This is a genomic window from Crateriforma conspicua, from assembly GCF_007752935.1.
GTDB classification, from domain to species: Bacteria; Planctomycetota; Planctomycetia; order Pirellulales; family Pirellulaceae; genus Crateriforma; species Crateriforma conspicua.
In genome coordinates this window covers 3,862,761-3,874,804 of record NZ_CP036319.1, presented here as the reverse complement: position 1 = coordinate 3,874,804, position 12,044 = coordinate 3,862,761, and the positions used below count along the sequence as shown (strand labels likewise).

6 protein-coding genes are annotated in these 12,044 nt (G+C 58.8%); 3 read left to right on the top strand and 3 right to left on the bottom strand.

Features of this window, described 5'->3' with window-relative positions:
- Nucleotides 1-14: 14 nt before the first annotated feature.
- From Mal65_RS14275 to Mal65_RS14265, 3 genes are all read right to left on the bottom strand, one after another.
- Nucleotides 15-3,104: a valine--tRNA ligase gene (locus tag Mal65_RS14275; protein ID WP_145298800.1), complete on the bottom strand. Its 3,090-nt coding sequence runs from the start codon at nucleotides 3,102-3,104 to the stop codon at nucleotides 15-17.
- 134 nt (nucleotides 3,105-3,238) lie between these two features.
- A complete protein-coding gene (cimA, locus tag Mal65_RS14270; protein ID WP_145298797.1) occupies nucleotides 3,239-4,894 on the bottom strand; it encodes a citramalate synthase in 1,656 nt (551 codons plus the stop codon).
- 297 nt (nucleotides 4,895-5,191) lie between these two features.
- Nucleotides 5,192-5,500, bottom strand: a complete 309-nt coding sequence (locus Mal65_RS14265) for a hypothetical protein (RefSeq protein ID WP_145298794.1) — start codon at nucleotides 5,498-5,500, stop codon at nucleotides 5,192-5,194.
- A 48-nt stretch (nucleotides 5,501-5,548) separates the two neighbouring features.
- Here Mal65_RS14265 and Mal65_RS14260 point away from each other — a divergent pair, with 48 nt between their 5' ends.
- The 3 genes from Mal65_RS14260 (at nucleotide 5,549) to Mal65_RS14250 (ending at nucleotide 12,040) form a co-directional block, all read left to right on the top strand.
- Nucleotides 5,549-6,325: a class I SAM-dependent methyltransferase gene (locus tag Mal65_RS14260; RefSeq protein ID WP_145298791.1), complete on the top strand. Its 777-nt coding sequence runs from the start codon at nucleotides 5,549-5,551 to the stop codon at nucleotides 6,323-6,325.
- 287 nt (nucleotides 6,326-6,612) lie between these two features.
- Entirely contained in the window at nucleotides 6,613-8,973 is a 2,361-nt protein-coding gene (locus Mal65_RS14255; protein ID WP_145298788.1) for a DUF4347 domain-containing protein, read from the top strand.
- Nucleotides 8,974-9,238: 265 nt separating this feature from the next.
- A complete protein-coding gene (locus tag Mal65_RS14250; RefSeq protein WP_196784163.1) occupies nucleotides 9,239-12,040 on the top strand; it encodes a PSD1 and planctomycete cytochrome C domain-containing protein in 2,802 nt (933 codons plus the stop codon).
- Nucleotides 12,041-12,044 lie beyond the last annotated feature (4 nt).

Sequence of the window (12,044 nt, the reverse complement as noted above, 5' to 3'; positions counted from 1 at the left end):
AAAGGCGACGATGTCTAGCCGCGCGACTTCAGACGCTGGATGTCGCCTTCGACCACGGCTAGTTGCTTGCGCAGGTCGTCGAGTGATTCTCGTTCCTTGGCCACGACTTGCTCGGGGGCTCGTGAGACGAAGTTCTCGTTGGACAATTTGCTTTCTTTGCCGGAGATCTGTTTGACGATCTGGCCGAGCAGTTTTTCCAGACGTGACAATTCCTTGTCCACGTCGATGAACTTGTCCAAGTCCACGTGAACGTCGATGTCGATCGACGGCAGATTCAGCGGCGCGTCGACGTCAAAGGGCTTCGCATCCGGACCCAACGCGGTGACTTCGGCGCCACAAAGCTGGCCGAAGTAGTCGGTCATCGGTTGCAACAACTCTTGCGACGACTCGGTGCAACGGATGGACACCGGAACCGTTTCGCGAGGCGCGATGTTCTGGCTGGCACGGATCTGGCGGACCGCACCGACCACTTGCTGAAACTCGTTGAACTGACGCTCGATCGCTTCGTCGTAGTGACTTTCGTCCGCGTCAGGCCACGCCGCTTGCATCAAGAACTTACCCGGGTCGGCGGGATGAGGAACGCCGCGATGGCCGGCGGCCACATTCAAGAAGCTCCAGATCGATTCGGTGACAAACGGCATCGTCGGGTGCAGCAAACGCAGCAGTGTGTCCAGACCGTGCGCCATCATCGCCTGGACCGTGTCACGCTGCTCGGGATCGGACAAGCGCGGCTTGGCGATTTCGACGTAGAAGCTGCAGAATTCGTCCCAGGCAAAGTCGTACAGGATCCGTGACGTCTCGGCGAATTGATAGTTTTCAATGCCGTCGCTGACTTGCCGGGTCACCGTGGCCAGACGGCTGAGCAACCATTTGTCTTCCAGCGGCAAGGTCGCGATGCGAACATAGTTGGGCTGGTATCCGTCCATGTTCATCAACACAAAACGGGCGGCATTCCACAACTTGTTGACGAAGTTCCGCGCCGTTTCAAAACGCTCGCTGACCACCGCCCCGCGTGGGTGCGCTTTGTCTGCGTCGGTTTCCGCCCATTGGGTCGAAAACGATTTGTCACAGGCCGGGCATGCCACCACCGGCAGCGATCGATTCTTCTTGGTTTGGTCGATCAGCTTTTCACAATGCGGGCATTCGTACTGCACGGGCATTCGAACGTCCTGCGTTTCGGTGGCCAGACGTGCCAGTCCGTATCGCAGGGCGTCGGGACCGAACTTGTCGATCACATCGATCGGGTCCACGCCGTTACCCTTGGACTTGGACATCGTTTCGCCCTGCCCGTCCAAGATTTTGGGGTGAATGTAGACTTCCTTGAACGGGACTTCGCCGACGTTGTTCAGACCCATCAGCACCATGCGGGCCACCCATAGAGTGATGATGTCGCGTGACGTGATCAGAGTGCTGGTGGGATAAAAGTAGTCCAGTTCCGGCGTCTTTTCCGGCCAGCCCAGCGTGCTGTGCGGCCAAAGCGCGCTGCTGAACCAGGTGTCCAGCACGTCCGGATCGCGTGCCAGTCCCATCGATTCCAACGTGGATTCCCACGAGTCATCTTCGTTACGCAGACAGGCGAACACGCCAAAGGTCGCATCGTCGGCCTGGTCGACACGCACGCTCAGTCGGCCGGCGTCTTCGGCGGCCAGGGTTTCCAGCTTTTCGTGGATCTTCTTCGCTTCGGCTTGATCCAAACCGACGATTGACCAGACGGGAATACGGTGTCCCCACCAAAGCTGGCGGCTGACGGGCCAGTCACGTTTCTCGCTCAGCCAATCAAGGTAGCCCTTGCTGTATCGCGACGGCAGAATCTTGACACGCTGGTCAGTCACCGCGTCCATCGCCGACTGGGCCAACTGATCCATGGCGACAAACCATTGATCGGCCAAATAGGGTTCGATCGGCGTCTTGCTGCGATCACTGTGGGGCAACTCAATATCGCGGTCTTCGATATCGCCCAACAAACCCAACGCATCCAAGTCTTCGACCACCGCCTTGCGGGCCTTCGGGATCGTCAGACCCTCGTACTTATCCGTCAGGCTGTTCATCGTGCCGTCGGGATTCAGGATGTTGATCATCGGCAAGTCTTGCCGGATCCCGACTTCGTAATCGTTCGGGTCATGTGCCGGTGTGATCTTCACGCATCCGGATCCGAGTTCCGGCTTGGCCCATGGATCGGCGACCAGCGGGATTTCGCGATCCATCAACGGCAGCTTCAGCATCCGTCCGGCAACCGCCATGTCGCGCAGCTGGATCAATTGCGGCAGCATCGTCTTGCGACGTTCTTGCAATTGTTCCAGTTGAGCGTCGATCTGGGCCCACTCTTTCTCCGGTGCAGACTTTCGTTTTTCCTGCAGCTCGGCTTCCACGTTGTCCAACGCGGCGGCCGGATCCGGGTGCACCGCCACCGCGGTATCGCCCAGCATGGTTTCTGGACGCGTGGTCGCGATCGTCACGTGGTCCGGTTCGCCCGGTTTGGGATCGATGACGGGATAGCTGAAGTGCCAGAAGTGGCCTTTGCGGGTTTCGTTGAACACTTCGTCATCGCTGACGGCGGTTTGCAGGAAAGTGTCCCAGTTGACCAGCCGTTTGCCACGATAAATCTTCTGTTGTGAAAACAGATCAAAGAACGTCGCCCGCACGGCCGTGGCGCAAGTGTCGTCCAGCGTGAATCGGGTCCGCTGCCAATCGCAACTGCAGCCCATCCGTTTCAGTTGCGACAGAATCCGGTTTTCGTACTGGTCTTTCCATTGCCAAATTCGGTCGACCAACGCTTCGCGGCCCAGGTCGTGTCTGGTTTTGTTTTCCTGTTCTTTCAATCGCCGCTCGACGACCGCTTGGGTGGCGATCCCCGCATGGTCGGTGCCGGGCATCCACAGCGTTTCAAAGCCCTGCATACGCTTGGCACGAATGACGATGTCTTGCAGCGTGTTGTTCAGCCCGTGTCCCAGGTGCAACGCGCCGGTCACGTTTGGCGGCGGAATGACGATCGTAAACGGCGGTTTGTCCGGATTGACCGTGGCGTGGCCACACTTCGCCGCTTCCCAGGCTTGTGAAATCTGATCGGCCGCGTTGGCGTGATCGAATCGTGTGGGGATTGTCATCGTGATGTCGGTGAAAGGTGGACGGGGTGACCGGGGTGTCGGCAGGACAGTTCAGGATCGGTGCGGTGATGGACCAAGCAAACGCTTCGGATCCGACCCGCGATTGAGGCAGTCGAAAGAATCGGAGAAACGGATCAGTTCGCCGAAGCACTTTCGGCCAGGTCGGCTTGATCGTTGGAATCGGCATCGGCGACCGGTTGCGGCACATTTTCCTTATGCAGCTTGTATTCGACGGCGTCGACCAAGGCGTTGTAGCTGGCTTCGATGATGTTTTCGCTGACGCCGATCGTGCCCCAAGACTCGTTACCGTCGCTGCTTTCGATGTTCACGCGGATCGACGCGGCGGTGCCGGCCCCGGAATCGACCACGCGGACTTTGTAATCGATCAGGTGCATTTCCGTCAGACACGGATACGTGCCTTGCAGAGCCTTTCGCAGTGCGGCGTCCAACGCGTTGACCGGACCGTGGCCTTCGGCCGCATCGAACCACAGCACGTCGCCGACCATCAGTTTGATGATCGCTTCGGCGAACACGGTGTGGCTGCGGCTGTCACGGTCGCCGGCGACGACGCGGTACTTGATCGTGTCAAAGTGGGGCGTGAAGGAACCGGTGACGCGTTTGACCAGCAGATCGAACGAAGCCCCGGCGTTTTCAAACTGGAAGCCTTCGTTTTCCAAGCGGACCACTTCCGCAAGGATCTTGTCCATCGCTTCGCGGTCATCGGCGATGTTGTGTTGCTGCGCGACCGCGGCGATGTTGCTGCGGCCCGACAATTCACTGATCAGAATCCGACGTTCATTGCCGACCAACGCCGGATCGATGTGTTCGTAAGTCGACGCCGCTTTGTTGATCGCGTGCACGTGCATGCCGCCTTTGTGTGCGAACGCGCTTTGCCCGACAAACGGCTGGCCGTTTCGCCACTGCAGGTTGGCGGTTTCATAGACATAACGACTCAGTTCGGTCAGATGCTTCAGCGACCGGCCGCCCAGGACTTCGTAACTCGATTTCTTCAGTGCCAAGTTTGACACCACGGCGACCAAATCGGCGTTGCCACAGCGTTCGCCGATTCCGTTGATCGTTCCTTGGACCTGCAGGGCGCCCGCATCGACCGCCGCCAGCGAATTGGCGGTCGCCAAGTCGCCGTCGTTGTGACAGTGGATGCCGAACCGCACATCGAAATCCGCCAGTTTTTCGATCGCTGTTTTGGTGACCGCCGCGATTTGTTCAGGCAGGGTGCCGCCGTTGGTGTCGCACAAAACCATCCACTTGGCACCGGCTGCGGCGGCGGCCCGCAGCGTTTCGATCGCGTAGTCCGGGTTGGCGTCGTAGCCGTCGAAGAAGTGCTCGGCGTCGTAGATCACATCGCTATGGCGACCCAGAAATTCGGCACTCTCGCCGATCATCGCCAAGTTTTCCTCCAGGCTGACACGCAACACTTCCGTCGCGTGATAGTCCCACGTCTTTCCGACCAGGGTGATACACGGCGTCTGGGCCGCGACCAATGCCTGCATGCCGGGGTCGTCGGCCGCTTTCATCCCGCGACGCCGGGTCATCCCAAACGCACACACCTTGGTGCCGCCCAGATCGATGTCGCGGATCTGTTGAAAGAACGCGACGTCCTTTTCGTTGGACAGCGGATACCCGCCTTCGACAAAATCGATGCCCATTTCGGCCAAGCGACGCGTCACGTTGATTTTGTCTTGCAGCGAAAAACTGACGCCCTCCCCCTGGCTGCCGTCACGCAGCGTGGTGTCGTACATCAGGATCGGCTGGCGGGTCGTCGCGTTCATCAGAAAGCCTGTGCGGTGTTTCGTGGATTTCGGTCCCAGCCGGTCGGCCGGCCAAAGTTGCGGAAAATGCGGTGCGTAGGTTTTTTGGGGTGAACGGATGGGTTCGGACGGCCCGCGATGTCGCCGCCCGGCCGGTGGCTGACCAGCCCGCGGGTGATCGCCGTTGGGGGGGAAGCCTACGAAAAAACCCCCAAAGCAACCTAGGGCCGTGGGGGTCAATCAGCTGAATTCGTATGAACGAAATTCCAACCGTTGCGGCCACATCGGCCGTTCGGGTCGGTGTCGTTGAACCCCGCGTCACTGCCGGCAAATCAGGCCGGTGACGCGGCGAATAATCAGGACGCTGCGAAACACGCGTGAAAACTCGCCGGTAATCAAAGGACTTTCGTTCGATGCGGAAAAGATAAGCATTGCCGCGTGGGTGTCAATGATCGTCCGGACACCCGCGTCGTGAATCCCACGACACTCCGTCGGTCGCGGCAGTTTGACCGGTCGACCGCGTCCCGTGCCGGCAATGACGGGTGATAAACTGGGGGTTTCCGATGCGGGCATTGCGACCGACGGTCGCACCACGGCGGATCGATGACGTGGCAACGTCATTGTCATGCCACTGTCGTTATCCTTCCCCACCCATTGAGTCTCCCCTGGTATCTCATGTTCACCATTGGCCAAAAATTTTGCCTCCGCGGCTTTTTCGGCGCGGCGCTAGCGGTTCTATCCGCTGGCACCGCCATTGCCCAATCCGACGTCGCCACAGATGCGAGCGAACCGGTGGCGACCGCCGATTCGGCACCCAAAAGCGTCAAACCGGGCATCAACAAGTCGTTCTTGAACAAGGAATTGGATGTCCAATCCTATGTCGATCGCTTTGAAACCGAGTCTCGCGAGATCTTTCGCGCCCGCCAAAGCATTGTCGACGCGATCGGCCTGAAGCCCGGCGACCGGATCGCCGACGTCGGTACGGGGACCGGGCTGTTCGTCGAGCCGTTCAGTGAGGCGGTCGGCAAGGACGGATGGGTGTTCGCGACCGACATCGCACCCAAGTTTTTGGAACGGGTCGAACGCTTGATCGAAATGAAATCGTTGAACAATGCGTCGGCGGTGCTGTCCGGACAAGACGACGTGCGGCTTCCGCCCAACAGCGTCGACGTGCTGTTTGTGTGCGACGTCTATCACCATTTCGAATTCCCAAGCCAGTCGCTGTATTCGATTTTCCGCGCTGTTCGCCCCGGCGGGCACTTTGTGATCATCGATTTCAATCGGATCCCCGGCGAATCACGTCCGTGGCTGTTGGATCACGTCCGAGCGGGCAAAGAGGTCTTCCGTAGCGAGATCGAAGACGCGGGTTTTGAGTTCGTCGAAGAGGTGGAAATTCCAGAATTCCAGGAGAACTACTTCCTGCGTTTCCGCCGTCCCGGCAATGGTGGCTGAACGCGGCGAGCGGATTTTTTGAAACGATGCAGGATCCGGACGGCGTAAAGGCGGGTCGAAATGCAACCAATGGCGGGCCAAGAGCCCGCGACTTCGTCATCAGTTCGATCGCGGAAGTCAGCGGAAGCCTCTGGAATCGACCCATTGTGCGAATCTTCATCCCAGCGCGTCCCGGCCACCAATTAGCATCCGGCTAAGATCGGCGGTCGGCTGGCCCGATTGCCGCGAACTCCCAGCGGGCAGTTTTCTTGTTGTTTGACGTTGTTTGATTCACCAAGGCTTGCACCATGTCGTTTTCGCCGTTGCGTCGGTTCACCGCCAAGTCGAACTCTCGCCCGACGCCGCCTTCGCAGAAAAAAACAGCACGGAAGAATCTCTCCGATGCGATCCTAGCCCGCCGCGACGGACGATGCGGTCCACTGGCGGCGGATTATCAACAGCCTCTGGATTGGTCGGTCAGCAATCTGGAACCGCGATTGATGCTGGCCGCCGATGCGGGAATCGCCGTCGCGACGCCGGAAGCACCCGCCGCCACGGTCGTGCAGGCACCCTGCACCGATTCGGCGTCGCGTGAAATTTGCGAGACGTTGGTGCTGGTTGCTAATGACGTTGCCGACATGGATTTGCTGTTGGCCGATGTTGATCCTTCGGCGGAAATCCAGTTGTTGGATTCACAGGCTTCTCTGATCGACCAAGTGACCACGGCGTTGTCGGGTCGGCGCGATGTCAGGACGCTGCACTTGATCACCCATGGCGACGTGGGCGTGCTGCGACTGGGCGACCAGCGGGTCGACGCGGATCAGTTGCGGGACCATGCGGATCAAGTGCGTCAGTGGAACCATGCGTTTGCTGCTGGCGCCGATGTCCTGGTTTACGGTTGCCGGTCGGCGGCCGGTGATGACGGTTTGCATTTGATCCGAACCATGGCGTCACTTGCCGGTTGTGACGTTTCGGCATCCGACGATGTGACGGGGTTCGCAAACGATTCGTCAATATCGGCCGACTGGGTTTTGGAACGCCAAATCGGCACGATTGAATCTGAACTCATCGTGACCCGCGATGTGCAGTCACGTTATCGATACAACTTGGCCGATCCTTCGGAATCGGCGATCACGGTGGAAGCGGCCGGTTCAACAGGCGAAGAAATCTTTGAACTGTTGGTCGACGGTGAAGTCGTAGCGTCTTGGGCGGCCACGACCGAACTGCAGTCCTACCACTTTGATACCAGCGGTTATGTCGGTGCGATCGATCCGTCACGCGTTCAAGTTCGCTTTACCAACGATTTGTACCTACCCGATCAGGGAATCGATCGAAACTTACTAGTCGATAAGGTGATCATTGATGGGGTGTCGATCGAATCGGAATCCAGTTCCACCTTCAGCAGTGGGACTTGGTTGCCCGGCGATGGCATTGTTTCAGGCTATGGGCGTGGCGATGTGCTGCACACTGACGGGTTCTTTCAATACGCGGGTCCGCCTTCACCAGAACCAGTGATCTTTGCGGATTCCGAATGGCGCAGCGACGGTGGCGGCGTGGAACTGTCGGTCGATACCCTGAACGATGACTTGGTGATCTTGGGCAGCCAAGAAACGGCGGTGTGGACAGAGTTCCAAGTCAACGAATACGAGACCATCGAAATCGATTTGGCGATTAGTCGCAGCGGGGATTCAGACGAGCGAAACGTCACGTTCGGCGTGGATTACTTCGACCAGGACTACAACGAAATCGGTGAATTCTTCATCACGATGCCGTCGGGGGCGAACGAGACGTACCAATTACCAAGCAGTGCACCGGAGGGGACGACGTCGGCGACCTTTTGGATCTGGATGAGTGATTCGACAACGGGCGAGGTCGAAGAAGTCGTGGTCGATGAATTCCGCGTCCGTCGAATCAGCACCTCCGACGACACAACGCCGCCGGTGGTCAGTTTGCCGGCGGGGCAAACCTTCACCTACAACGGTCGCAACACTCCGTCATTCGTGTTGAACTTCACGGATGATTCGTTTGCCCAGCCGGGGACGGGTTCGGTTCGCGTCAACGATAACAGTCAATTAGTCGTGACTGATCCAAACGGCCGACCGTTTGAGCAGTCGGTGACCTTCACCGGTGGCGATCTGCCAGGCGAAGGCGTGTTTGTGGTTCGCGAAATTGAACCTGGGCCTGATGGGTTTGTCGAAGGCGTCTACACCGTCACCGCTGGACGTGGATACCTGATCGACGGTGCGGGTAATCTTAGCGAAGCGGCGGACCTGGGCACTTTCCGGCTAGAGATCCAGGATGGGCCGGACAACCCCGATGACGTGACACCGCCGACGGTGGAATTGCTGACCACTCAGTTGTCGTTGACCGACGGTCCGCCGGAATTTGTGCTGCGTTCCAGCGACACGGAATCGGACATCCGTTTCGTCCCCGACAATTTCGGTGTCGTTCAATTGACCGACGGCTCCGGCCAAATCGTTCCGACGCGTGGGATCGCGGGTGGACCGGGACCCGATCCACGAACACTGTTCGAATTGCTGGGGTTCCGGGACGATTACGTGGTATTGCCGGGCATTTACACGGTGTCCATCACGGGGGATTACGTGATTGACGGCGGCGACAATCTGAATGTCCCCGGAACGCTGGGAACATTCGAAGTGATCGCCTGAGTCGACGGGGCCTAAATTTTCGCGTTCGTCGGATGTTCGACGACGGGCCTGTGGTGCGGTTAGACTGGACGACTCGCCACACGGTTTGAAACCTGTGCCGGTCTCCTCAGTTCCCCCGCCCTATCCCGTCTTGCCCCAATCTCAATCGCGCATGCTGCGAACGATTCTGCGATTACTGGTTGTCGCTCTCGGTCCGTGTGTCTGTCTCGCGGCAGATTCGAATTCTGGCGATTCGGCCACGCCGCTCTCGGCCTCTGAAGTTCCATTGAAGGTCGATTTCGCTAAACAGATTCGGCCTCTGCTAAATGAGCACTGCGCCGGCTGTCATGGCGGGGTCAAAGCGGCCGCCGACCTGTCCTTTGCCAGTCGCGAAGCCGCCATTTGGGCTTTCGAACCTGGACAGCCCGACGATTCGATGATGGTCGAACGCATCGAATCCGATGATCCCGACTACGTGATGCCGCCACCGGAACACGGGGCCCCGCTGTCCGATGACGAAAAGCAGTTGGTGCGGCGCTGGATTCGACAGGGTGCGACTTGGGCGTTGCCATGGGCCTACCAACCGGTGCGTCGGCCGACGGCGCCCGCTGTCGATGATCCCGATTGGTGCAACAACGAAATCGATGCCTATGTTTTGTCTCAATTGGAATCAATCGGTTGGAAGCCGAACGGTGCCGCCGATCCGTCACTGTGGCTAAGACGCGTGACGTTTGATCTGACCGGAATCCCGCCTTCGGTGACCGATCGTCGCCGGTTTCTGGAAGAAGTGGATCGTTTCGGCGAAAAGGCGTACGCCATGGAAGTCGATCGCTTGTTGGCGGATCCCCGTTTCGGCGAACGCTGGGCGTCGGCTTGGTTGGATCAAATTCGGTATGCCGATTCACGCGGCCTGGGGCTGGATGGACGTCGTCGGATTTGGAAGTATCGCGATTGGGTGGTGCGATCGATCAATCACGACATGCCGTTCGACGAATTCACCATCAAGCAAATTGCCGGCGATTTGGTCGATCAGCCGTCGATCGACGATCGCTTGGCCACTGCGGCACATCGTTTGACGCAAACGAATGAAGAAGGCGGCACGGACGACGAAGAATTTCGCGTCGCGGCGGTGCTGGATCGCGTCAACACGGTCTGGCAGACTTGGCAAGGCATCACGTTCGGCTGCGTGCAGTGTCACAGTCACCCGTACGATCCGATTCAGCACGAGGAGTATTACCAGTTCGTCGCGTTTTTCAACAACACCGCCGACTGTGACTTGAACGAAGATTACCCGTTGTTGCAGGTGCCGCTGGACCCGACCGAAGAATCTCGAGCGGGTGAGTTGGATCGCCAGATCGAATCGCTTCGAAAGCAAGTCTTCGACGCCGAATCAGCCATCCTGAACGACGACGTGATCGACTGGCGGGCTCCGGTGCAACTCGACGCAACGGCCGACAAGCAAACCGAAGTCATCGTCCAAGATGACCCTCGGGCCGAAGCGGGACAGGAGTTCGTGACCGTCGATACACTGTCCAGTGGCACCACGATCACGCTGACCGCCCAGCCGGATGACGCCATGGACGCATTGTCGGCGATCCGGCTGACACTGCGGCCGCGCGATCCCGATAGCGGCTTGGCCGATTCGGAATGGGGATTCGTGCTGTCGTCGATCAAGGTCCGCTCCATCGACGCGGAGGGCGGGGAAACGGAACTGCCCATCGAACGACTGGTGGTGGATGATCCGGATCCATTCATGCGTCCCAGTGATTCGCTGAATGACAAAAACAAACAGGGCTTCGCAGCCTACAGTCGGATTCACCATTCGCGTCGTGTTGCGTTGATATTGGAACAGACCGCCAAGCTGGGAAGCGACACGCGGATTGAGGTGCGGTTGAAACACAACGTCCAGTTGTTGGCCGCGTTCCCACTGGTCAGCCGGCGTGGGCGGTTGGATCTGTCCGGTGATCCGACGATTGCCGATCGTTTGAATGTTCCAGAACTGCTGCAACTGCGGCGTGATTTGGATCATCGGATCGGTCAGCGAAAGCAAATACCCAGTGTTGGGATTCCCGTTCTGGCGGAGCGACCGGAACACCTGAAACGTCCGACCCACGTGTTCGATCGCGGGTTGTTCTTGACCAAGGGGGAACGGGTTCAGCCGGATGTTCCCGCGGTGCTGCCGGACTTGACCAAGTCGTCCGGCGGTGAGCAGGCCGATCGGATGGATTTAGCACGGTGGCTGGTCAGCGATGAAAATCCGCTGACGCCGCGTGTCTTTGTCAATCGCGTTTGGGCTCGTCTGTTCGGGATGGGATTGGTGGCCACGGAGGAGGATTTCGGCAGCAGCGGTGATCCGCCCACGCACCCGGAACTGCTGGAATACCTGGCGTCACGTTTTCGCGGCAGTGATGACTGGTCGCTGAAACCATTGGTGCGTGACATCGTGTTGTCGGCAACGTATCGTCAATCGTCCAACGGCACCGACGACCGGCGGGCCGAGGACGCTGCGAATCGCTATCTGGCACGTGGGCCAAGATTCCGCATGACGGCGGAAATGGTTCGTGACGCCGCACTGGCCGCCAGCGGTCTGTTGTCCAACGAAATTGGCGGTGCACCGGTTCATCCGCCGATCCCCGAAGGCGTGTGGAAACCGTTCCAGGGTGGTGACAAATGGGACACCGCACCGGTTAGCAGCGGCGATCGTTATCGACGATCGATATACACATACACCAAACGCAGCATCCCGTATCCCATGTTTGCCACGTTCGACGCACCGTCACGCGAATTTTGTACGCCACGAAGGCTGCGCAGTAACACTCCGCTGCAAGCATTGGTCACGCTGAACGACGATACCTTTGTCGAATGTGCCAGCGCCCTGGCACGCTCCATGCGACTTCTGGATCGCCCCACACCCGACCGAATCGCTTGGGGCTTCGAAGCGGTGACCACACGCCCGCCCAATCCCGATGAACATGACCGTCTGGTTCGCTTGTACAAGGCGGTGTTGGCGGATGGCGGCGATGCGGAAACAGCGATGATCGACGTGGCCACCGTGCTGTTGAATCTGGACGAAATCACCAACAAGTAATCAC

Excerpts from the sequence above, each read along its gene's own strand:
- Mal65_RS14260 (WP_145298791.1), top strand. The coding sequence starts at position 5,549 with ATGTTCACCATTGGCCAAAAATTTTGCCTCCGCGGCTTTTTCGGCGCG.
- Mal65_RS14265 (WP_145298794.1), bottom strand. The coding sequence starts at position 5,500 with ATGACAATGACGTTGCCACGTCATCGATCCGCCGTGGTGCGACCGTCG.
- Mal65_RS14255 (WP_145298788.1), top strand. The coding sequence starts at position 6,613 with ATGTCGTTTTCGCCGTTGCGTCGGTTCACCGCCAAGTCGAACTCTCGC.
- cimA (WP_145298797.1), bottom strand. The coding sequence starts at position 4,894 with ATGAACGCGACGACCCGCCAGCCGATCCTGATGTACGACACCACGCTG.
- Mal65_RS14275 (WP_145298800.1), bottom strand. The coding sequence starts at position 3,104 with ATGACAATCCCCACACGATTCGATCACGCCAACGCGGCCGATCAGATT.